We start from the raw sequence: 20,966 nt of genomic DNA on the forward strand, positions 1-20,966 counted from the left end.
TTCTATTCTTCGGACTACCTAAGTCATAGCAAGTTCATGGCGGCCATGGGAATTGCCGCTAGTTGTGCTAGCGTGGATGAGCTAGCATAATCTAGCCGAAAGGGAGTATCTGGATTGCCGAGCGCTTCACTAATGATGATGGCGAACCCACTGTTGATGGGCCCGCTTCTGGCAGGACCAGCGCCGGTCAATGCAGCTTTTGAGGTTTCCGCAGTGGCTCCTGTTGAGGTGGCGACGCGATTGGAGACAGCCCGGCCTTGGGAAAGGCAAGCTCCCGATATTCTGGCACTCGATTGGTCTTTGATGCCCGCTCAGGAAAATGAAGGGCCTCCGGGAGAGGATGAGCCCGAAGAAGACGAAACTGAGATCGTCGTTGAAGGCAAAGTTGGACCCGTTGACCGCGACCCGATGGTGGCTGTGAACGAAGCAAGCTTTCGCATCACCCAACAAGTTGATGCAGTTTTCGTTGAACCACTTGCCGATGGCTATCGCTCAGGCCTGCCGGGGCCCTTGCGCGATGGGCTTGGCAATGTCGTACGCAATTTGCGTGAGCCGGCAAACTTTCTCAATTTCCTCCTGCAAGGTAAGATCGGCAAGGCGGCAGAAACGCTTGTGCGGTTTTCGATCAACTCCACGCTTGGTCTTGGCGGCCTGATCGATATCGCTGAAAAGCCGGGCATTGGCCTGCCTTATCGCCCCAATGGTTTTGGCAATACGCTTGGCTTCTACGGTGTTGGCGGCGGGCCTTATCTCTACGTGCCGGTTGCTGGCGCTACCAATGTGCGCGACCTGATTGGCAATACGCTTGATCAGGCCTTGCTGCCATTTGTGGTGGGCAAGCCGTTTGACACGCCAGAATACGGTATTCCGCTATTCGTTGTGACGAATTTGGATTCGCGCGTGGCGCTTGACGAAGAGATCGAGCGATTGAACGACACGGTCGATCCTTATGGAGCGCGGCGTGACATCTATCTCTACCGCCGCGCCCGCGATATCGCCTTGCTCAAGGGCGAGGAACCGCCTGAACCTCCGGCGATTTTGCGTGAGATTGAACTGGGTCTTGATGTAATTGAGGCCGAGGCTGACGCTGAATATGAGGCGCAATTGGACGAGGAAAGCGCCAGCGAAGACGAGCCCACGGTTCAGCCTAGTGATGCGCCGCCGATTGCGGGTGAAACAACCTTGGATGCAGGCCAGCTGGCAATTACGGTGCCGAGCACTCGTTAATCAGCAGATCCTGCCGCTACATCATTGCCGACGAAGCCGACCTCAAGGTCAGCGATAACAGCTGCTTGCATCAAACATCCCATGGTTTCGGCAAGATCAGCGATGGCGTCTAGGTTGCCTTGCATTGGTCCCATCCATTCCGGAGAGATGGTAACCATCCCTGCAGGGCCAAACCCGGCGTCAAGCGCGCCTTTGGCCTTGGGGCCGCAAAATGTCTCGATCCTGCTCGCCAATGCAGCATCGGTTTCACCAGTCAGGCGTTCGGGTGGAGGGCCTTTTTCAGGCTCTCTTGCAAACCTTGCCCGGGCCTGTGCGATCTGACGTGGTCGGGCGACTTCTGCCTTGATTGCGAAGAACCGCTCTGCAAGCTCAGGCGAAAACTCATAGCCGTAAAACGTCTTGTCGATACGCTCAGCCGCGCAGCGCAATTCAGCATCGCTCGCGCTGGTATCTTTGACCTGCACGACGGTGGCCTTGGCCTTATTCTTGTAGACCCGGACCTCTTCAAACCCGCATTCTTCGATTTTGGCACGCACCTCTTTACTCGACCACGCTTCATAATAGGCGTTGGAATCGAAGGTAACAGGCGCGGCTTGAACCATGGCAAGCATGCCCGCTGCTAGGAGCATTAAGCGCTCGCTTCCTCAACGATGGAAGAATTATGCTTCAGCGCCTTAAGAACCGTTTCGACAATATTCGGGGCGTTAAGGCCGGCCTCTTCATACTGCTTATCGGGCGAATCATGATCCTGGAACGTGTCTGGCAGGCGCAAAGTGCGCACTTTCAGACCGTTGTCGGTCAGGCCCTGATCGGACGCATAGGTCAGCACATGCGCACCAAGGCCGCCAATCGCGCCCTCTTCAACCGTGATGACAACTTCATGCTCGCGCATCAGGCGCGCGATAAGGTCTTCGTCCAGTGGCTTGGCAAAGCGCATATCGGCAACCGTTGTTGAAAGCCCCTTGGCCTCCAGCAAGTCGGCAGCCTTTTTCGCCTCTTCAAGCCGCGCACCAAGCGAAAGGATGGCCACTTTGGTGCCTTCACGAACCACACGGCCCTTGCCGATTTCCAGCTTCTGAAGCGTCTCTGGCATAGGCACGCCAACGCCGTTGCCGCGCGGATAACGAAAGGCAATTGGCCCCTCGTCATATTCGACCGCAGTGTAGGTCATATGCGCAAGCTCAGCCTCATCAGCCGCTGCCATCACGACCATGTTCGGCAGGGTTGCCAGATAGGTGATGTCAAACGACCCAGCGTGAGTGCAACCATCCGCACCCACCAGGCCAGCCCGGTCAATCGCAAAGCGAACCGGCAGGTTCTGGATCGCGACATCATGGACCACCTGGTCATAGGCGCGCTGCAGGAAGGTCGAATAGATCGCCGCGAACGGACGCATGCCTTGTGCAGCGAGGCCCGCTGCAAAGGTGACGCCGTGTTGTTCGGCGATACCAACGTCGAAGCTGCGGTCGGGGTGACGCTGTGAGAAGCGGTCTACGCCTGTACCAGACGGCATTGCAGCGGTGATGGCGCAAATACGATTGTCCTTGTCGGCGAGATCCGCAAGCGTATCGCCAAAGACGTTTTGATAGGCAGGCGGGCCAGCAGAACCTTTCTGCTTTTCACCGGTTACAACATCGAATTTGGGCACGCCGTGGTACTTGTCGGCGGATTCCTCGGCAGGCTTGTAGCCTTTGCCCTTCTCGGTCACGACATGGATCAGCACGGGCCCTTCGGATGTGTCGCGGACATTTTCCAGCACCGGGATCAGATGTTCGAGATTGTGCCCATCAATCGGGCCAACATAATAAAAGCCGAGCTCTTCAAACAAAGTCCCGCCGGTCACCATACCGCGCGAATATTCTTCGGCTTTGCGAAGCCCTTCGTGCATCCGGCGGCTCATTTTCTTGACCGCGCGCGATGCGAGGCTGCGAAGGCCAAGGTATTCGGATGACGACACCATCCGCGCCAAATACGCCGACAGCCCGCCCACCGGAGGCGCGATCGACATATCGTTATCGTTGAGGATCACGACGAGGCGATTGCCAGCCTGCGCAGCGTTATTCATCGCCTCATAGGCCATGCCAGCGCTCATCGCGCCGTCGCCAATGACGGCAATGCCGCGGCCCGGTTTATCATTCAGCTTGTTCGCCACTGCAAAGCCGAGCGCCGCCGAAATCGAAGTCGACGAGTGCGCCGCACCGAACGGATCGTATTCGCTCTCTGCACGCTTGGTGAAACCGGAAAGTCCGCCGCCCTGACGAATGGTGCGGATACGGTCGCGTCTGCCGGTCAGGATTTTGTGCGGATAGCATTGGTGCCCCACATCCCAGATCAGCTTGTCGTCCGGTGTGTTAAACACATAGTGGATCGCAACGGTCAGTTCGACCACGCCCAACCCCGAGCCAAGGTGCCCACCAGACACGCTTACCGCATCGATCATTTCGGCACGCAATTCATCGGAGAGCTGGCGCAATTGCTCAGGCTTGAGCTGGCGAAGCTCGTCAGGTGTCGGAACCGTGTCGAGCAGAGGTGTTTGCAGTGGTTGATTCATAGAGGCAACGTTACACTGCAATTTCAGGTCTGTCGATGAGCGGGTTGCAAACGCAATTGGCAGGTTGGCCTCATAAAACCGGTATGTCTCCGGCGCACGCGCAATACCGCAAGCGCCTCTAACTCTGAGACGATCAATCGCAATCGTTGCACGTGCCGCGAATTTCCAGGACTGGGCGCTGGGCGCGAAACTTTTGCGATGTTGCAATATCGCGCAAGCTTTGGCCTACCTCATGGCTATCGACATGGGAGGCCCCGCCGCACGCATCACACACAAGAAAAACGCAGTCGTGTTCCTCGCCCGGATGCGCGTTTGCAAGAAAGGCATTCGCGCTTTCAATTTTTACCGCAAGGTTGTTCGCCACAAACAGATCGAGGATGCGATATACGCTGTTGGGAGCAACGCGTTTGCCGCGCGATTGGGAAAGGTCATCGGCGATTTGGTAAGCAGATGTGGGACCGTTGTGGCGGGCAAGTTCGAGGAACACCGCCTCGCGCATATTGGTCCACTGCTCACCACAAGCGATCAGAGCATCGCGCGCGAGCACTTTAAGAGCATCGACATTGCCGTGTGAGTGATCATGCGCGCTTGCCATAGCGCGTCATATAATGGGTGCCGGGCACAAGCGCCAGACACGTAACGCTTCGCAGGCAATAAATTCGTCAGTTGTCGCGCAGGAAGCTTGCTTTGAAGTCGCGCGGGAACATGACTTTAAGCGCGTCGACCTTGGGCTTGTCCCAGCGCACGATGTAACCATGGCCAGGATTTTTTGCCATGAAATCCTGATGATAGGTTTCCGCGCGGTAAAATGTGCGTTGGCTTTCTATCTTGGTAACAATAGGCCGACTCCACACATTGGACGCTTCCATTTGTGCAAGATAGGCCTCTGCAACAGCGCGTTGTTCTGAATTGGTCGGGACCAAAGCGGAGCGGTAATGCGCGCCCACATCGGGCCCTTGGCGATTCTTCAAGGTCGGGTCAGCGACAACCGAGAAGAAGATACGCAAAAGCTCATCATAGCGCACCACATAAGGATCATAGGTGATCTTGACCGCTTCTGCATGGGCCGTTCCGCCTGCGGTGATGCGGTTGTATTTGGCAGTGGCAGCAGAGCCGCCGTGATAGCCCGCAACAGCCGATTTGACACCTTTGACGTGGCTGAACACACCTTCGACGCCCCAGAAACACCCACCTGCGAAAATTGCGGTTTTAAGGCCCGCACCTTCACGGGCAATCCGCTTTGGAGCAGGCGCGTTTACCGGCTTTTCCAAGGCGTGAGCAGGCGAATTGGGCGCTGCGACATAGATTGCGCTTGCGGCAATGGCGGCAGCTGCAAGGATACCAAAACGCTTCATTCTTCGATCTCCAGGGGCACGATCAGGAATTCACCGCTTGGCTGAGCCGCTTCGATAGGGGTCGCTGCATTGACAGGTGCATCAAGAGTGTTCCCTAGCACATCAAAGGTCGAAATCCCGATGATCACGCTCCCAACGGCAAAGCCAAGGGCGAAATTGCGAAAGAGGTCTGGCGTAAACAGGTTCATAATCGTCTCATCGGGGCCAAGTATCGAGCGCTTAGCCAAGGGTTGGCGCTTAAGGGAATATCCCCATAAGAGCCGCCCGCTTGCGCCTAAATGAATGGGCCGCTCAGTATATATCTACGTAGCGACATAGGATTTGGTTACGTTTTTTGTTTCGTGAAAGCGCATTCGCGCGCCAATTCAGTTTTTGGCATCCTCGCTAGACGGGCAGGCAGTCGCCCTTGCGACGCCTACGGCCTCGTTTTCAGCCCGACATTTCAATAGAGTCGCGGAGCACGGGCCGCCGAGCGGACCGCAAGGCCAAGTGGCCGCCCGCAGCGTTGCCGGAGCGTAGCGGAGGCAGTCTAGCGAGGACGCGCGCCCGGATGGGCGTGCGGAAAACAAAGCCTCATCAATGCCTGAAGTGGCGCATTCCGGTGAAAACCATGGCAAGGCCCGCTTCATCAGCGGCCGCAATCACCTCTTCGTCGCGGATGGAGCCGCCCGGTTGAATGACTGCGCTTGCGCCTGCTTCGGCAGCTGAGATCAGACCATCAGCGAAGGGGAAGAACGCGTCCGATGCAACCGCGCTTCCCTTGGTGCGGGGTTCACCCCATTCATAGGTTTGCGCCGCCTCTGCCGCCTTGCTCGCCGCAATTCGCGCCGAATCGCGCCGGTTCATCTGCCCTGCGCCAATCCCTGCGGTGATGCCGTCCTTGGCATAAACAATCGCGTTGGACTTAACGTGGCGCGCAACGGTCCATGCGAACAGGCAATCCTTGAGTTCCTGTTCTGTAGGCTCGCGCTTGGTCACGACTTTCAGGTCATCCATGGTGACCGCACCATTGTCGCGGCCCTGGATAAGCATTCCGCCCGCAATCGTCTTCATAAAGAAGCCGCCACGGCGCGGGTCCGGCATTGTGCCGCATTCCAGCAGGCGCAGGTTTTTCTTCTTGGCGAAGATCTCGCGTGCCTCTGCGCTCACTTTCGGAGCAATCACCACCTCGGTGAAGATGCTAGCGATGGCTTCAGCAGTTGCGCCATCGAGCTCGGTGTTGACCGCAACAATCCCGCCAAAGGCCGAAACGCTGTCGCATTGCAGCGCGCCATTCCATGCGTCCAGCAAAGTGCCAGCCTGCGCGACGCCGCAAGGGTTCGCGTGCTTGACGATCACGACTGCGGGATCGCCTCCATCAAACTCTGCCGCCAGCTCAAGCGCGGCATCGGCATCGTTCAAATTGTTGTAGCTGAGCGCCTTGCCCTGAAGCTGCTCAGCTTGCGGCACGCCGTTGGTGCCGGTGACTTGGGGCACATAGATCGCCGCCGACTGATGCGGGTTTTCGCCATAGCGAAGCGTGTCCGAGCGCTTGAACGCCAATGGCATGGTGTCGGTGAAGGGGGTTGCCTTCAGAGCTTCCATGCCCAAAGGATTGGTGAAGGCATCGCCAAAAGCAAACCAATTGGCAATCGCTGCGTCATAGGCGGCCGTGCGCGCATAGGCCTTGCCCGCCATGCGAATGCGAAACGCATCCGAGGTCGCGCCATCATTGGCGTCCAGTTCATCGAGCAGCTCGGCATAGTCCGCCGCATCGGTCATAATGGTGACGAAGCCATGGTTTTTCGCCGCAGAGCGCACCATCGAAGGTCCGCCGATGTCGATGTTTTCGATGATCTCCTGACGCTCTGCCCCTTTGGCAACGGTTGCCTCAAACGGATAGAGATTGACCACCACCAGATCGATCGCGCCGATGTCGTGCTCCTTCATCGAGGCGACGTGATCTTCGTTGTCGCGCAGGGCCAGAAGCCCGCCATGAACCGTGGGATGGAGCGTCTTGACCCGCCCATCCATCATCTCGGGAAAGCCGGTAAGGTCGGACACATCCCTCACCTCAAGGCCGGCCTCACGCAAGGTACGCGCCGTGCCGCCTGTGCTCACCAGTTCCACACCGCGCGCGGCCAATGCCTTGCCCAAATCGGCCAAGCCGCTCTTGTCGGACACCGAAAGAAGCGCCCGTTTGATCACTGTATTCGTCATTTTGGAGATGCCACCTTTGGTCTATCCCATTTTCTTGAGGAGCCAGGAAAACTGTCCCCCGCCACGCGAGGCCAGCCCCTGTATCACCAATTGTTCGGTTGCGTGAGGGTATCCCTCACCATCGACCCAAATGCTGTCATCGCGGGTGAGTTTGATGTCTTCGCCGCCGCCAATTGCTCCGGGTGCATCACCGCGCAGGCGCAGCTGCCAAAGCTTGCCGTCAGGGGTGAGGAGGCTTGCGCCCATGCCGTCCTCTGAAAGATGGGCCTCAACCCCTTTGCCAAGGTGGAACCGGATCGCGAAACCCACTTTGCCGCGTTTGCCTTTGCGCGAGGCGGGCACAAGGATGTCCTCGCCCACGATCTCATTGCCATCATTGGCGACTGTAAGAATGCGCTCATGAATAAGGCCAAAGCGCGCCGCATAACCATCGTGGCTTGCCTCGATACGCGTGCCTTCGCGGCGCTGAGATCCCGACCCGCGCCCGATAATGCGCCGTTCAACCTCGACCGTCTCCGCGCCCCTACCAAGCTTGCCGTGAAGCAAAACGGCGGTCGAGTTTGCATCATCAAGGACGAGAGTGGAGTGCGCAGCGGTTGCCCGAAGCCCCTGCCCGATATGCGCCGGCACCAGCCCGCCTGCGAGCGCTGCACCGCCGCAATTGACGATCAGGCGCGATGTGCCATCAGACATTTCAAACGCGAGGGTCGAGGCACAGCCGCATCTTGTATGGCGTGCACGCGGCGGTGGCCCTGCATCAAATTGCACTGTGGTCTGTGCTGCGCGCACACGTTGATAGCCCCAGTGCTTGGGCTCATTCAAAGGCCGCGTTCGTACACCGCTTGCCGCAATAAGAGCCGACACTTGATCGGCCGAAATCGCGCCTTGCCCCTGCCAATTGCCAAGCGCACCGTCGCCATGGCGCAAAGCCAAAAGCGGTGGCACCAAAAGCTCGCGCATCACCAGAAGCGCTTCTGGTGGATCGCGGTCCACAGCCTCGTAACACGCAGCAAGATCGGTCAGCACCTGGATCGCGTCCATCTGTGCCCGCGGACACCGGCCAAGCCCGCCGCCATCTTCGGCAACCAGCTCGCCCAGCGCTTTGATAAGGCCCGCCTCGCCATAAAGCCTGCGTGGGCGTCCATCGGGAAGAAGCAGGCCAGCCGCAGTAACCGCCGCCCATCCGGCAACCTGTCCAAGACCCGCCCCACTGCGCAGCGCCTTGCGATCAAGCCAGCTTGCCGTGTCTTCTATCGCGTCCAGCAAGCGCGGGCGAAGATCGCCGCTCATCACCAAGGGCGCATGGGTGAGCCAGGCGATCAACCTCAGGCCCGCGTTTTCGACATCCCAGGCCGCGCTTTTAACAGATGGCTTGGGACGCGCTTCATGCGCATCAAGCCAGCCCTTCGTGATCCGTTCAGCAACGCCTGTGCAATCGCTGCTGGGACCACAAGCGGCAAGATCGGCCAACCACGAGAAGGAATGCAAAGTGCGCTCAAGCCCGGGCGCAAGCCGCGTTCCAGCGGCAAAATCAAGCGTGCCAATGGGCTGCTTGACCCCGTGCACCTGAAAATGGCCAGCCCTAAGCGCAATACCCGAGGCGCGATTGCCGCAAATCGGGCTGTCGACTGTTGCCAAAAGCCGCTTTGCCGATGGCCGGCGAAAGGGCGATGCGAGCGTGTGACCGGGCACGCCCATCCGATATGCGAGGCGGATTAACGCCTCTCCCGGCTTTGCGCGCGGCGCAATGACATCGCTAAGCGCTAATGCACGCGAATTGTCGATCGGTTCGGCAGGAAAGGCCGGGCGGTCATCTGCCGGGGCATTGGCCAGCGCGCTCGGCGCCTCTTCGCGCAAAGGCTCGGCCTCTTGCCCAAGCTTAAGCGCGCCCCCTTCGTCAGCCATGCGCCCTTCGGCAACGTCAAATTCGGCAAGGCTTGCTGACTTTTGGTCGCTAAAAAGCGTATCCATCAATTCCCCCCTTTAAGCGCCTTGATGTTGGCTGCGTATTGGTTCGGACCACCCTTGAAGGTTGCCGAACCCGCCACCAGCACATCCGCGCCCGCCTCCACACACAACTTCGCCGTTTCCGCGTTGACGCCGCCGTCAACTTCGAGCCGAATGTCGCGGCCTGATGCGTCGATCATCGCGCGAATGCGGGCGATTTTTGCGAGCTGCGAATGGATGAAACTCTGCCCGCCAAATCCGGGATTGACGCTCATCACGAGGATGAGATCCACCAAGTCCATCAGATTATCGAGCACTTCGACAGGCGTGCCCGGATTAAGCACGACGCCCGCTTTCTTGCCCAGCCTTGATATCGCCTGAAGCGTGCGGTGCACATGCGGCCCTGCTTCGGGGTGGACGGTGATGATATCCGCGCCCGCTTGCGCAAAGGCCTCAATATACGGGTCAACCGGTGCAATCATCAGATGCACATCGAAAACCTTGCCGGTATGCGGGCGAAGCGCCTTTACGACATCCGGGCCAATTGTAATGTTAGGGACATAATGGCCGTCCATCACATCGATATGGATCCAGTCCGCACCCGCTTGATCGATTAGGCGCACCTCTTCGCCGAGCTTGGCAAAGTCAGCCGATAGAATACTGGGTGAAATGAGCGGTGCTGGCATAGGTCGCGCTTTCAAAAGCCGGGCCAATAAGGGTGATCGCGTTAATTTGGTTAAAGTGGGCCTTACCCTGCGCGCGAATCGGGCGGCAAGCAGGCCCTTAACCTTTTCCCCCACCCTTTTTACGAGAAGAAACAGGCGTTAACCTCGCAATTCAGCGACAATTCAGCACCGGGACGACATAGGGGCAGTGTATTGTGAGCTTTCAAGTGTGATACTTGCAGGCGCAGAGCCCGGTTTTTACTGGGATAAGGGACATGATTTGATGACTAGACTTAAGAGCATTGCAGCCTTGGGCGGCGCTGCCATTTTGGCAGGATTGGGCACAGTTGCGCCTGGCGTTCCCGCTATGGCTCAGGCATCGTCCTCTAACGATTATCGCAATACCATTTCCAACAATATGCGTTCCTGCGCGCCAGGCGGCGGCCCTGCTGTTCGTGTGACCATCAACGGCATCAAAGAGGCTAGCGGTAAGGTCCGCGCGCAAGTCTACAACGCAACAAGCGGTGAATGGCTTGAAAGCGGGAAGTGGCTTAACCGGGTGGAGCTGCCTGCAAGGCGCGGCCGGATGACCATTTGTCTGCCCGTTCCCAAAAGCGGCAATTACGCCGTTGCCGTGCGGCACGATGTTAACGGCAATGGCGAAACCGATATCCGAACCGATGGCGGTGCGATGTCGAATGATCCGTCGATCAACATTTTCAACCTTGGCAAGCCGGGCGTTGACAAGACCCGTTTCAATGTCGGCAACGGTGTCACAGCCATCTCGATCACGATGAAGTATTTCGCCTAAGGCTTTGTGTTCTTGCGGTGCTTTCTAAGCGCCCAAAGCACGCTTGGCGCGGCCAATAATGGCATCTTTTCGCGCAGCGGCGTCACTTCGACCGGCATTCCGGTGTGCCGCTCAATCTTCCACGCTGCGTATCGCGCTGCCCCTTCGAACGTTGTGCTCGCTTTGATCAGGCGGGTCACATTCAGTGGCTTGCCCATGCGTTGACGCCGCTTCCACCAGCTGAGCGTGGCTGTGCGCTCCCTTGCGGTAAGGCTTGGCGTGATGCGCGCACCATTGACTGTGTGAACGACCCCGGCCGCCTCAAGCGCGAGCGGCAAAAGCCCCGCAAAATCTTCTTGATTGACGCTGAGAATATCGTTTTCGCGGCCTGCCTTTTCGACCCGGAGCTCTGCCTTGTAAGTCGCCCGGAAAAGCGCGCGCCAATAATCCTGCGCCGTGCCAGATCGGGGGCCAAGCGCCACCGCTAGACGCGCAGCTGTTTGCGCAGCAGCGCCAATCGCTGCGACCACGCCCTTTCGCGCGGTCTCATCGGCCTGCCAGACCAGAGCGCTGGGCTGAACAAAGCGCGCCCAGATCGTTGTATCAAGCAGTTCGCCGCCAGCAGCTTTCGTAAAGGTCGAAAGCGACATGGTGGCTATTTTCACGCGCAATACTGTACCATCTGCCGCTTCGCGCTCTTGATAGCTGACGCGGGGCCATATTTTTTCACGCTGCTCACCGGGCAGCAGAATGTAGAAATCGAGCACCCCGTCGAGTGACTTTGTGCGCAGGTTTGACCCGTAAAACAGCACCGCCACAGCGCCTGCCTCTTTAGCCAAGCTGGCGGCGAAGAGCGCGACTGCAGGATCAACCTCGGCGTTAAGGCGCGCTTCGATCCGGTCGCTTAAAGTAGAAGAATTGCTTGCCATAAAAGGCCCAAAACGAAGCGCTCAGGGCGCTACAAATTCAAGTTCCGGCCCCTGACCAATGCGATATTCGCCCGGAGGGAAGGCCTCGCCATCAAGGATGAATGATTCCTCGATGCGTAATGAGAATTGCGGCGTTGCGATCTGGTGAAAGCCTTTTTCCCGAATGCCTTCAGGGGTCTGGCCGCGGATCATCTTGAACAAAGTGAACGCGGATTTGCGCGAAATCTGATCAGTGGCGGCCAGTTTCAAACCTTCGCGCAGCTTTCCAAAAGGCTTCAAACCTGCAGGCACTTTTTCAAGCGTCGAGGCCAAAAGAAGTTGCCGGAATTCCGGGTCGCCAACGCCTGAATGCACCATCGGTACATCTTTAACGCCAAGCCCGATGGACATCTTCGACCCGCGCCGCCAGGCGTTCTCACGCGAGGCAAAAAGCCACTGCGACACCCCCATAAGCGTTGCGACCGCCACAGCCATCGAATTGAACGCGCCGATCTTATGGGCCTTTTGCCCCGCAGTGGTTGCTGTCGTAAACGCGCCTGCGCCAAGGAAAAACCCGAGCGCGCGCGCATCAGGACTGCCGCCGATGGGTGTGATTTCAATCGGGCGGCGCTGAACCCGGCTGCCCTCGTCAAAGGCATCGATCGCCTCTTGCAGCGACCAACCTTTTGGAACGCCAAGGTCAACGGTGAGCGCGTTGGTTTTACCTTTCGGCAGAACGGCCAATGCAGGCCATTTGTCGCCGAAAATAGCTGCCCCGCTGGTCAGCACATCGCGCACTGTCCCATCACCGCCATTAATGACAAGAAGATCAATGCCTTGGCGTGCAAATTTGGCCAGAGCTTCTGGCAATTGCGCGCGGTCACCCGGCTTTGCGATAAAGACCTGGGGCGACATGCCGCAATCAAAATCAGCGCCCTTATTGCCGTGGCTGCGCGGGTTGTAGATGACGCCCACACGCGGCGCCTCGCCAATATTTCGCTCAGGGCCACTTTCGCGCGCAGGGCCACCTTCCACCCGGTCAAGCGCCGGAGCTGTGCCCTTGGGAAGGCTGGAAAACTGAAAAATGCGCGATGCCATGTCCACCCTATAGGTATTTGCGAAGGACAATGCCACTCCCGCGTTGCAACACCCGATCGCCTTGTCTCAAACTCGCAACACATACGCGGTCATGAAAAAGCCCAATGTTACAGTGCCCCCAGATAAGAATTGCGGCTCAGGCTTTGACCCAAATGCTTTCCTTTGATTAAAACAGACAGGCAATTGTTAGGGGGGACCAAATGGACAGAGAAGTAAAAGAGAGCCTTAGCCAGCTTGAAGCGATGCAAAACAATGGCTGGGCTGATCACGCGCGCAAACAGCTGAAGCGCAAGAGCGCCGCTTCTCGCTTGCTCAAGGGTGTGGCGCAAGAACAGATGGATGCTGTCCTGAGGCAAACCGACCCGGAGAGATCAGGCGACGCCTTCCCTGCTTTTGACGATGACGTCTTTATCGCAGAAGCGGTCATTCGCACCGAAAATCGCCCACCTTTGATCGTGCGCGGCGGCGCGGTTGAGGTGGAAGACGCCGATTTGCCGCAAAGCGATTTTGGCCCGGACATCGTCGCCAAAATCCGCAAGTCCGAAGCGTGGCTCCCGTCAGTGGGGCGGATCGAATTTCGCAATCATGATATGGACTGGGGCGGCACTGGCTGGATCATCGGTGAGGACGAGAAAAAGCCCGGACACCTTCTGGTTGCGACCAATCGCCATGTTGCCAAAATCGTCGCCCGGCGCAGTCACCGTGGCGGCGGAGTGTATCTTTTTTCCCCCTTTGGCGGGATCAGATACGGATCACAAATTGACTTTAACGAGGAATTGGGCGCCCGCGCGCAAGAAGCCTTGGCAGCAAAGATCGTGACCTACACCTACCTTGCCTCTGATGCGGCATCAGATGTGGCGATTGGCCGGATCGAGATGCCCGACGATTGGCCAGAGGACCGAGCGATCAAGCCCCTTCCCCTCGCGGAAAAGCCGGTTGAAGATGACGAACCCATCGCCGTCATCGGATACCCTGCACGAGACACCCGCGTACCGCAAAGCGTTGCGCATATGGAGCGGTATTTCGAAGGGATTTACGACGTCAAACGCTATTCCCCCGGCTTGGCGATGAGCGGCGGCGAAGGCGACCGGATGCGATATGATGCAACAACGACGGGCGGCTCTTCGGGAAGCCCCGTTTTCAGCCTCGATCAACAAGCGGTCGTTGGCCTCCATTTCCAAGGCATATTCGGACGGCACAATTCAGCCGTTAAGGTGCAGACGCTTAAAGACATTCTTGCAGGCAAGGTAACGAGCGTCCTCTTAGGCGATCTGCCGAACCGCAATATACCCGAAGGCTTGACCGAGCTTGCCGACAAAGAGCGCGCGGCGGAATATTTTGAGGGGCGCGGGGGGTATGATGCAGATTTCCTTGGTGAAAAGGTGCCATGGCCCGCCTTGCCCGAAGGTGCGTTCGATCTGGCAACCCCTAGCGATGCAACGCCCGAGCGCCCCCATGAACTGCGGTATCAGCATTTCGGAGTGCAATATTGCGCCTCTCGCAAAAGCCCGGTTGTGACCGCGGTCAATATCGACGGAGCGCGCTCGCGCAGGCTCAAACGCACGCGCGACCGGTGGTATTTCGACATGCGCATCCCGCGCGAGATTCAGATCGGTCAGGATGATTATTCCAATGTCGCGTGCGACCGCGGCCATCTGGTGAAGCGCGAAGACCCCAACTGGGGCGACGCGCAGACGGTCGAACGGGCCAATTTCGACACTTTCCACTACCCCAATGCCAGCCCGCAGCATTTGGGATTGAACCGCAGCCAGTCGCAGTGGCGCGGGCTTGAAGATTACATTCTGGGAAGCGCACGCACCCACGATTTCAAAGCCAGCGTTTTCACTGGCCCCATCCTTGATGGCAATGTGGTCGAAGAAGAGGGCGTCACCATCCCGCTCGAATTTTGGAAGGTCGTGGTGATGATGACTGCTGATGATGAGGGCGCTGATGGTGGCGCTGATGGGGCAGAAGGATCAGCGATGCGCCTTCACGCAACCGCTTACCTTTTGAGCCAGGGTCAGCTCATCCACACCATGCTGGCCGACCGCGCGCAAAACGAATCGGTCGAGGGTTTTGAGTTTGGCGAATACAAGACCTTCCAACTGGCAATTGCCGACCTGGAGGAGGCGACGGGCTTTGACTTTGGCCCGCTGCGCGATGCCGACCCGATGCGCGCTGGCCTTTCTGCGATGAAGGAGTTTCCAGCAGGCGCTGCTATGTACAACGCCATCGACGATTTTTCGCAGCTCGTTTTGTGAGCCTTCGTTCGAGAACCGCGTCAAGACAGGGAAGGGCAGGGCAGGGCAGGGCAGGGCAGGGCAGAACCATCACAGATAAGTCGTGAAAAGGTAGGATTGCTTAGCGTTACTCTGTGGGTCGCAAACGCATCACGGTGTCTTTGAGTTCGTCTCTTACCTGGCCCCAGGCGAGGAGGGCAAAGAGCGCCGTTCCCCCGATCACATTGCCCAGCAGTGTTGGAAAGATATTGCCAGCAAGCATTGGTCCAAGGGCGTATTGCCCGCTCCATGCGAGCAGGAATATCTCGCAAGATCCGACCACAACATGGGTGAAATCGCCGACCGCGATGACGTAAGTCATCAAGAACACCAGCCACAGGAAGTTATTGCCTGCGCTAGGCCGCATCCACACGAGCGCGGCGATAAGCAGGCCTGAGGGCATCCCCTTCAACATGGATTCCATGAACGACAATCCAGCGACCTTCTCGCTGATTGCCATCATCGCATCCAGCGTCGCCGGTGTAACGACAGGTGTCGCCCAAAACAGCCACGCCATCGCGGCTGTACCGATAAAATTGGCGGTAAGACTAATGGTCCAGACACGCCCCAGGTTCATAGAATTTTGCGCAGAAGGAACAGCGATTGCAGGAAGCACCGGGGTGATCGTGTTCTCCGTGAACAGCTGAAGCCTGCAAAAAATCACGAGGATAAAGCCGATCGTATAGCCAAAGCTTTCAATCGCATGGCCCATCGCCATGCCGCCCACATCCGCGTGCAACACCGCTTTTACAACAAGCGAGAAGCTAACCAATAGACCAGCCGCAACCGCTGACCAGAACAAGGACGCAGTGGGGCGCCCCATCTCCTCAATCCCTTCCCGGGCGATCTCAATATAGATTTCCGGAGAGGTTGGCTGTTCACCGCTATCGTGCTCACCTTCGCTCGAAGGTTCGATCAGGTCGTCGTTTTCCATCCAGCTGTGCTCCAGTGTGTTACTGTCTTCATACGGGCGTGGCCGCTTTGGGTTCCAATTTGCCCTGCGCTTTTGCGCGGCTTGCCCCCCGCCAAAATTTCTTTGAAACTTCGCCATGCCCAAAGTGTTTGAATTGTATGTCCAGCAGTGAAAACTCATCGAATACACAAAGCGAAACACGCACCGACCTTGCCGAAGATCGCACGATCCTTGCCAATGAACGCACATTTGCAGGCTGGATGCGAACAGGGCTTGCGGCGGTGGGGATGGGCCTTGCGTTCAACGCCGTCTTCACCAAGATCGAACCGGCCTGGGTTGCAAGAGCCATCGCGTCTCTTTTTGTGCTCGTGGGGATCTGCATATTCTACATCGCGCAGAAGAAATCCTGCGACGTTATCCAGCGGATGGACCCGCACAAGATTTAGCCTATTCAAACGATCAACGTAAAACTTGTGGCAGGCTTGATGGGCGCCGCCTCGACCCTGCTTTTGCTGGCGATCTGGTTTTTGATGTGAAACGCTGGACGGATCAACCACCGCGCGTGGCGGCATTCCTGATACCGAGCCGGGAACTTGCACGGTTTGCAATCATTACAACTAAGATTGCAATCGTTTGCTCAAACCCAAGGCGGCCATGTCAGTACAAGCCATCCCAAACCCCAATTCCAGCCCCCCTAGTTCAAAGCCTGCTGTAAATCAGCCAGCACAAGAGAACACCCGTTCGCTGCCACTATCAGGGCGAGCCAGGGCATCGTCTACGCCCCACAATCCTTGGCCCGAGGGCTCCGAAAAACGGCGCAAGGCTGTTTCATCAAGGTCATTCAAGAAACAGATGCTCGCCTCGCAAACCCCGCTCAGGCGCTTTGCCTTCAAGCTATGCGCCCGCGAGGATATGGCCGAAGACCTGATGCAGGAAACCTTGCTTAAGGCATGGGCGGCGCGCGATCAGTTCAAGCCGGGCAGCAACTTTTTAAGCTGGGCCTTCACGATCCTGCGCAATACCTGGCTGAACCAACTGCGGCGCGGGAAGAAATTCGTGGCCGGTTTTGACGAAAACGTAGCAGAACAGATCCTGTCCGCTCCGCCACGGCAAAATTCCACCTTCGAGCTTGCCGATCTTCAACGCGCAATGTCTGAGCTTCCCACCGACCAACTCGAAGCCATGATGTTGGTTGGTCCAGGCGACCACACCTACGAAGAGGCGGGCGAAATCCTTAACTGTGCCCCTGGAACCGTGAAAAGCCGCGCATCGAGGGCGCGCGCTACCTTGAGTGAAATTCTCGATGGCGGGAAAGTGAAGATGACGCTCGAGGATACCGAAGATGCAACCGGTATTGCAGAAACCTTCGTCGAAGCGATCGAGGAGATCGAACAGGGCGGCAATATTGAAGATGTGATCAATCTCGACCAGTCGACGTAATCGATCAAACCACACCCGCTTGGGCCAGACACAAAAACGCCGCGCTCTCTTTTCGAAAGCGCGGCGTTTTTGGTTTGAGTTTCGGGCTTTGGGTGAACGCGGATCAATCTGTGATCCCACCAGAGCCCACTGCCATCATGCGGCCTGAAGGCTCCCGCCCCGTGGTCCAAATACAAGCCACACAATCACGCCGATCACGGGCAGGACGAAGATCAGGATCGACCACACAAGCTTGGCTACGACCGATGCGCCCGAAGTCCAGATATTGAACAATGCCCAGATGTTGAGGGCCAGTACGAGTAATCCGATAATTCCATATTCCATGATAAATTCCTTATGTTTTGGGGTGGTGCGCGTGGGCGCGGTCTAATCTGCCAGCTGCATCGGTTCCTTGAATGTATGGGTGCGGTAAGGGAACGGGATCTCGATCCCTTCGCGGTCCAGCGCAGCCTTGACTTTGCGGATCATCGCATCGCGGCTTGAATGCTTGTCACCCATGGTCGAACCGGTCCACCAACGGACCCGGAAATCGACCGAGCTGGAATTGAATTCGGTCGCGAACACATCAACTGGCTTGTCCGTGTCGATGGCGTTCGAACCTTCGACCGCGTTTCGGATCACGTCGGAAGCACGCTCCAGATCGGTGTCGTAGCTAACGCCAACGAGCAATTCGAAGCGGCGTTGCTTTCTATCAGTCAGTATCTCGACCGGGTTTTTGAAAAGGACAGAATTGGGGACGACGGTCAATTCGTTCGACAGCTTGCGAACATGGGTTTCACGCAGCGAAATCTCCTCGACCTCGCCTTCGATCCCCTGGCATTCGATGGTATCGCCAATGCGCATTTTCTCGCGCAGCATCAACAAAATCCCGGCCATGAAGTTTTCAAAAACGTCCTTAAACGCAAAGCCAACCGCGACCGTGCCAACACCAAGTCCGGCAACAATGCTGCTAAGCGTCAGGTCGGGCAACAAAACGGTCGCTGAAATCATCAGTCCGATAGCCCAGATGGTAAAACGGACCGCCAATTCGATCAGTTCGCGAAGCGACGGCCGCATGTCCGCACCGCGCGTGATCTTGTCTGCGATCTGCGTCGCGAATTTCGCCACGGCCCACGTGACCAAAAGCAAAGTGAAAGCGATCAGGATGTTGGGAAGCATCGCGATCACCCCGCGCCCCATTTCAGAAAGCTGCGTGGTCAAAATGGCAATGGGTTCAAGCGATGCGGGTTCAAGCGATGCGGGTTCAAGCGATGTGGTTCTAGGCGATGGGTTTTGTTGTGAAGTCATGCCTTAGCTACAAGAACTGCGGCGCAACCGTTCCAATTTTCACAGAAGGCCGCGATCCAATCAAAGAGCCGGATCACACAAGGCGCGTGGTTCGGCCCTTGCTATGTGCAGTGATCGACCCTGCTAAGACGTCACGCCAAAGTTAAGGCAGGGTAATGCTACGACAGGGTAATGCCAGGCCACTCGTCATCCGGCTGTTCGGGATCAAGTATATCCGTGTTCGCAAGCCATTCTTGAACAGCATTGAGATCGGGGTATTCGTATTCCCGAAGCCTTCGACCTTCACCGGTGCATTCTTCAATCGCTGCAATAAGCGAGCCGCTCGCCTCGATTGCCTTTGAAATCACGTCCCTGGCGCAGCCAAGATGCTCTGCCAGCAAGTCATTGCGGCAGTTCGTAATCGCGCGCTCCGTCGATTGAGGATCATCAGCCAGATGCGCGTCCACACACACGTCGCATTCGCTGTCAAATCCCATCGACCGGTTGCTCAGATTGGAAGAGCCAGCCCGCAAAAAGCGCGTATCTGCGATCAGGACTTTGGCATGGACGTAGATATCGGTGCCTTTGGCGGTCACAGGGTGATAAACGCGCAGCCTGCCCTCGTGATCAATCGCCTGTAGCGCTTTGATCAAGCGCGACCGGGTGGTGTCCATCATCTGCTGCTCTAACCAGCCATCGCACGACGCGGGCAGCACCATTACAATTTCAGGGCCGCCCTCTTCTTTAAGCCGATCCGCAATGGCCCGCGCGATCCACTTTGCGGTAAAATATTGGGTCTCAATATAAATGCACCGCTTCGCAGAGGCGATCACATCGCAATAGGACGCCTCAATCTCGCGAACCGCGTCATGCTCATCGGTTTGCCCGCGCGTGCGCGCTATCGCAGCGGTAACGCCTCGCAGCATGGCAGAACCATCGGTGTGGGTATCTTTGCTCACACCGGTTTCTTGCGCGCAAGAATCACCTTTGCCCTCCACCGCAGGCAAGTCCTTGCCCGTGGCATCTTTCCAGCGTTGTTCGGCCAGCTCAGACAAGCACCCGGCAACATCGCCGGTAAGCTGGACCGAGACATCGTGCCAAGGGCCAGCATCTTGGCCGGTTGGTTGCGCGCGCTGAGGCTGGTCATCAAGGTGCTCGCGCGTGTCCCAGCGATCTTCTGTAATATCAATTCCGCCGCAAAACGCGGTGTGATTGTCAACAACCACCAGTTTCTCATGCTGAGCAGCGCCAGCAGGATGTGCCCCGTCCAGCGCGAAATGAACTCTTGGGTGGGCGAGCCAACCTGCGACCTTGGCGACGGTCTTGCCCCTTTTGGCAAGCTTGATCGCACCAACATCCCATTGCAGAATAAAGATCTGCAAGTCGGGATTACGATCCACCAACCAATCAAGATACTCGCCTATTTCCAGCGGACCTTCGACATCATTCCGGGTATCATACATCTCAACCCGCGCATCGAAATCCCATCCGATCAACACGATGCGCTCCTGGGCTTGCCGCATCGCCAAGCGAACGGCGCGGAAATACTCTTCCCCATCAACCAACAGGTCAAAAGTGTCAGCACGGGCCAACTGCCAGCAGTTTTTTCCCGGCTTAAGAACGGTCATTTGAACGTGGCTCGATGATAGTTGCTGAGGACACTTTTAGGAGCGGAAGAAGCCTGGTAAGAGGAGCGTGCCACAAACAGGCCGCTTGCCTCAAGCGTATTCGGCGACCAAACGTTCTATTTTGTACGAGGGGCAACCTTCGCTAGCATCGCGCGTGATCGAATTGCCGTCGATCTTCAAAGTTCGCTTTTGGGTGTAGCAGGCCACGATCGTGCCAGTAGCGGTGCCATCGCCCCAGTCCCATTCGATTTTCGTGCCTTCGTCATATCCAGTCATATGGCACTCCTATGGTGTGTTCCAATGCCGCAAGCTGCAGGCAAAGGTGGTGTCCAACAGGTATGAATGGGAACTGGGAACGTTCCAAAAGTGGCAGGGCGCGGCCGATCACTCTCCCCCGCCAATTCTCAACGCACTCAAGAGCTTGTCGGACGATGCCCAATATGTAGGGACGGTCTTCAAGCTTCTCTAATCCTAGATCCAGGTGGAGAGGGCATTCTCCAAATCATGGTCGGGGATTAAGGGATCCGAAAACCCCTGAAGACATCCAATCCGCGTAGGCTTGGCCCTTTTGGAGAGGCTGGGTTTCGGGGGGGCAGGCACGCCCTTTGACCTTCCTGAAAGAAGCCATGGGTCTGCAAAGGGAGCGCGCCTATCGTCTCCTTTGCCAAGGTCAGCTTTGTAATACAAAGCACTCCTTAAG

20 protein-coding genes are annotated in these 20,966 nt (G+C 57.3%); 5 read left to right on the plus strand and 15 right to left on the minus strand.

Annotated elements, in window-relative coordinates:
• Window positions 1–114: 114 nt before the first annotated feature.
• On the plus strand, window positions 115–1,227 hold the full coding sequence (locus EH31_RS14885; protein ID WP_161782158.1) for an MlaA family lipoprotein: 1,113 nt from the start codon (window positions 115–117) through the stop codon (window positions 1,225–1,227).
• Here the strand turns inward: EH31_RS14885 and EH31_RS14890 are convergent.
• The 8 genes from EH31_RS14890 to rpe all read right to left on the minus strand — a co-directional run bounded on the left by EH31_RS14890 (window position 1,224) and on the right by rpe (window position 9,965).
• A complete protein-coding gene (locus EH31_RS14890) occupies window positions 1,224–1,856 on the minus strand; it encodes a hypothetical protein (RefSeq protein ID WP_152553590.1) in 633 nt (210 codons plus the stop codon). The genes EH31_RS14885 and EH31_RS14890 overlap by 4 nt on opposite strands.
• Window positions 1,856–3,778, minus strand: coding sequence for a 1-deoxy-D-xylulose-5-phosphate synthase (dxs, locus tag EH31_RS14895; protein ID WP_034961743.1), 1,923 nt, complete (start codon window positions 3,776–3,778; stop codon window positions 1,856–1,858). Before dxs ends, EH31_RS14890 begins: the two co-directional genes overlap by 1 nt.
• Before the next feature lie 133 nt (window positions 3,779–3,911).
• On the minus strand, window positions 3,912–4,373 hold the full coding sequence (locus EH31_RS14900) for a Fur family transcriptional regulator (RefSeq protein WP_034961746.1): 462 nt from the start codon (window positions 4,371–4,373) through the stop codon (window positions 3,912–3,914).
• A gap of 67 nt (window positions 4,374–4,440) precedes the next feature.
• Window positions 4,441–5,133 carry a peptide-methionine (S)-S-oxide reductase MsrA gene (gene msrA, locus EH31_RS14905; protein WP_034961748.1) on the minus strand — a complete coding sequence of 231 codons (693 nt, stop codon included), beginning with the start codon at window positions 5,131–5,133 and terminating at the stop codon, window positions 4,441–4,443.
• Complete coding sequence (locus EH31_RS14910) at window positions 5,130–5,360, minus strand: hypothetical protein (RefSeq protein WP_152553591.1); 231 nt, start codon at window positions 5,358–5,360, stop codon at window positions 5,130–5,132. The genes msrA and EH31_RS14910 overlap by 4 nt, the downstream gene beginning before the upstream one ends.
• Window positions 5,361–5,709: 349 nt before the next feature.
• Window positions 5,710–7,332, minus strand: coding sequence for a bifunctional phosphoribosylaminoimidazolecarboxamide formyltransferase/IMP cyclohydrolase (gene purH / locus EH31_RS14915; RefSeq protein ID WP_034961751.1), 1,623 nt, complete (start codon window positions 7,330–7,332; stop codon window positions 5,710–5,712).
• A 21-nt stretch (window positions 7,333–7,353) separates the two neighbouring features.
• On the minus strand, window positions 7,354–9,303 hold the full coding sequence (locus EH31_RS14920) for a heparinase II/III family protein (protein ID WP_034961752.1): 1,950 nt from the start codon (window positions 9,301–9,303) through the stop codon (window positions 7,354–7,356).
• Window positions 9,303–9,965: a ribulose-phosphate 3-epimerase gene (gene rpe / locus EH31_RS14925; RefSeq protein ID WP_034961754.1), complete on the minus strand. Its 663-nt coding sequence runs from the start codon at window positions 9,963–9,965 to the stop codon at window positions 9,303–9,305. The genes EH31_RS14920 and rpe overlap by 1 nt, the downstream gene beginning before the upstream one ends.
• A gap of 262 nt (window positions 9,966–10,227) precedes the next feature.
• Here rpe and EH31_RS14930 point away from each other — a divergent pair, with 262 nt between their 5' ends.
• Window positions 10,228–10,755 carry a DUF2141 domain-containing protein gene (locus EH31_RS14930; RefSeq protein ID WP_034961913.1) on the plus strand — a complete coding sequence of 176 codons (528 nt, stop codon included), beginning with the start codon at window positions 10,228–10,230 and terminating at the stop codon, window positions 10,753–10,755.
• Here EH31_RS14930 and EH31_RS14935 read toward each other — a convergent pair.
• Both EH31_RS14935 and EH31_RS14940 read right to left on the minus strand, forming a co-directional pair.
• A complete protein-coding gene (locus tag EH31_RS14935; RefSeq protein ID WP_034961757.1) occupies window positions 10,752–11,663 on the minus strand; it encodes a hypothetical protein in 912 nt (303 codons plus the stop codon). The genes EH31_RS14930 and EH31_RS14935 overlap by 4 nt on opposite strands.
• Window positions 11,664–11,684: 21 nt before the next feature.
• On the minus strand, window positions 11,685–12,740 hold the full coding sequence (locus EH31_RS14940; RefSeq protein WP_034961759.1) for a diacylglycerol/lipid kinase family protein: 1,056 nt from the start codon (window positions 12,738–12,740) through the stop codon (window positions 11,685–11,687).
• Between the two features lie 200 nt (window positions 12,741–12,940).
• On the opposite strand from EH31_RS14940, the gene EH31_RS14945 reads away from it, so the two are divergent.
• Window positions 12,941–15,001: a DNA/RNA non-specific endonuclease gene (locus EH31_RS14945; RefSeq protein WP_051699315.1), complete on the plus strand. Its 2,061-nt coding sequence runs from the start codon at window positions 12,941–12,943 to the stop codon at window positions 14,999–15,001.
• Window positions 15,002–15,107: 106 nt separating this feature from the next.
• Here EH31_RS14945 and EH31_RS14950 read toward each other — a convergent pair whose 3' ends face one another.
• Window positions 15,108–15,953, minus strand: a complete 846-nt coding sequence (locus EH31_RS14950) for a formate/nitrite transporter family protein (protein ID WP_161782159.1) — start codon at window positions 15,951–15,953, stop codon at window positions 15,108–15,110.
• Between the two features lie 137 nt (window positions 15,954–16,090).
• Between EH31_RS14950 and EH31_RS14955 the strand changes: the two genes are divergently transcribed.
• Entirely contained in the window at window positions 16,091–16,378 is a 288-nt protein-coding gene (locus EH31_RS14955) for a YidH family protein (protein WP_081853445.1), read from the plus strand.
• 406 nt (window positions 16,379–16,784) lie between these two features.
• The gene (locus EH31_RS14960; RefSeq protein ID WP_051699317.1) at window positions 16,785–17,372 is read left to right on the plus strand and encodes a sigma-70 family RNA polymerase sigma factor; all 588 of its coding nucleotides are present in this window, start codon (window positions 16,785–16,787) and stop codon (window positions 17,370–17,372) included.
• A 135-nt stretch (window positions 17,373–17,507) separates the two neighbouring features.
• Here EH31_RS14960 and EH31_RS14965 read toward each other — a convergent pair whose 3' ends face one another.
• From EH31_RS14965 to EH31_RS14980, 4 genes are all read right to left on the minus strand, one after another.
• Entirely contained in the window at window positions 17,508–17,696 is a 189-nt protein-coding gene (locus EH31_RS14965) for a PLDc N-terminal domain-containing protein (protein WP_034961761.1), read from the minus strand.
• Window positions 17,697–17,738: 42 nt separating this feature from the next.
• Window positions 17,739–18,659 (minus strand): mechanosensitive ion channel family protein, encoded by a 921-nt coding sequence (locus EH31_RS14970; RefSeq protein WP_081853440.1) that lies wholly within the window; start codon window positions 18,657–18,659, stop codon window positions 17,739–17,741.
• A gap of 158 nt (window positions 18,660–18,817) precedes the next feature.
• Window positions 18,818–20,266 carry a phospholipase D-like domain-containing protein gene (locus tag EH31_RS14975; protein WP_034961763.1) on the minus strand — a complete coding sequence of 483 codons (1,449 nt, stop codon included), beginning with the start codon at window positions 20,264–20,266 and terminating at the stop codon, window positions 18,818–18,820.
• Window positions 20,267–20,356: 90 nt separating this feature from the next.
• Window positions 20,357–20,542 (minus strand): hypervirulence associated TUDOR domain-containing protein, encoded by a 186-nt coding sequence (locus tag EH31_RS14980; RefSeq protein WP_034961765.1) that lies wholly within the window; start codon window positions 20,540–20,542, stop codon window positions 20,357–20,359.
• Window positions 20,543–20,966: the final 424 nt, after the last annotated feature.

The organism is Erythrobacter longus, assembly GCF_000715015.1.
Lineage (GTDB): Bacteria > Pseudomonadota > Alphaproteobacteria > Sphingomonadales > Sphingomonadaceae > Erythrobacter > Erythrobacter longus.

Bases quoted from the DNA above. Each gene is read 5' to 3' on its own strand.
- EH31_RS14890 (WP_152553590.1), bottom strand. From the start codon at position 1,856: ATGCTCCTAGCAGCGGGCATGCTTGCCATGGTTCAAGCCGCGCCTGTT.
- dxs (WP_034961743.1), bottom strand. From the start codon at position 3,778: ATGAATCAACCACTGCAAACACCTCTGCTCGACACGGTTCCGACACCT.
- EH31_RS14900 (WP_034961746.1), bottom strand. From the start codon at position 4,373: ATGGCAAGCGCGCATGATCACTCACACGGCAATGTCGATGCTCTTAAA.
- msrA (WP_034961748.1), bottom strand. From the start codon at position 5,133: ATGAAGCGTTTTGGTATCCTTGCAGCTGCCGCCATTGCCGCAAGCGCA.
- purH (WP_034961751.1), bottom strand. From the start codon at position 7,332: ATGACGAATACAGTGATCAAACGGGCGCTTCTTTCGGTGTCCGACAAG.
- EH31_RS14920 (WP_034961752.1), bottom strand. From the start codon at position 9,303: ATGGATACGCTTTTTAGCGACCAAAAGTCAGCAAGCCTTGCCGAATTT.
- rpe (WP_034961754.1), bottom strand. From the start codon at position 9,965: ATGCCAGCACCGCTCATTTCACCCAGTATTCTATCGGCTGACTTTGCC.
- EH31_RS14930 (WP_034961913.1), top strand. From the start codon at position 10,228: ATGACTAGACTTAAGAGCATTGCAGCCTTGGGCGGCGCTGCCATTTTG.
- EH31_RS14935 (WP_034961757.1), bottom strand. From the start codon at position 11,663: ATGGCAAGCAATTCTTCTACTTTAAGCGACCGGATCGAAGCGCGCCTT.
- EH31_RS14940 (WP_034961759.1), bottom strand. From the start codon at position 12,740: ATGGCATCGCGCATTTTTCAGTTTTCCAGCCTTCCCAAGGGCACAGCT.
- EH31_RS14945 (WP_051699315.1), top strand. From the start codon at position 12,941: ATGGACAGAGAAGTAAAAGAGAGCCTTAGCCAGCTTGAAGCGATGCAA.
- EH31_RS14950 (WP_161782159.1), bottom strand. From the start codon at position 15,953: ATGGAAAACGACGACCTGATCGAACCTTCGAGCGAAGGTGAGCACGAT.
- EH31_RS14955 (WP_081853445.1), top strand. From the start codon at position 16,091: ATGTCCAGCAGTGAAAACTCATCGAATACACAAAGCGAAACACGCACC.
- EH31_RS14960 (WP_051699317.1), top strand. From the start codon at position 16,785: ATGCTCGCCTCGCAAACCCCGCTCAGGCGCTTTGCCTTCAAGCTATGC.
- EH31_RS14965 (WP_034961761.1), bottom strand. From the start codon at position 17,696: ATGGAATATGGAATTATCGGATTACTCGTACTGGCCCTCAACATCTGG.
- EH31_RS14970 (WP_081853440.1), bottom strand. From the start codon at position 18,659: ATGACTTCACAACAAAACCCATCGCCTAGAACCACATCGCTTGAACCC.
- EH31_RS14975 (WP_034961763.1), bottom strand. From the start codon at position 20,266: ATGACCGTTCTTAAGCCGGGAAAAAACTGCTGGCAGTTGGCCCGTGCT.
- EH31_RS14980 (WP_034961765.1), bottom strand. From the start codon at position 20,542: ATGACTGGATATGACGAAGGCACGAAAATCGAATGGGACTGGGGCGAT.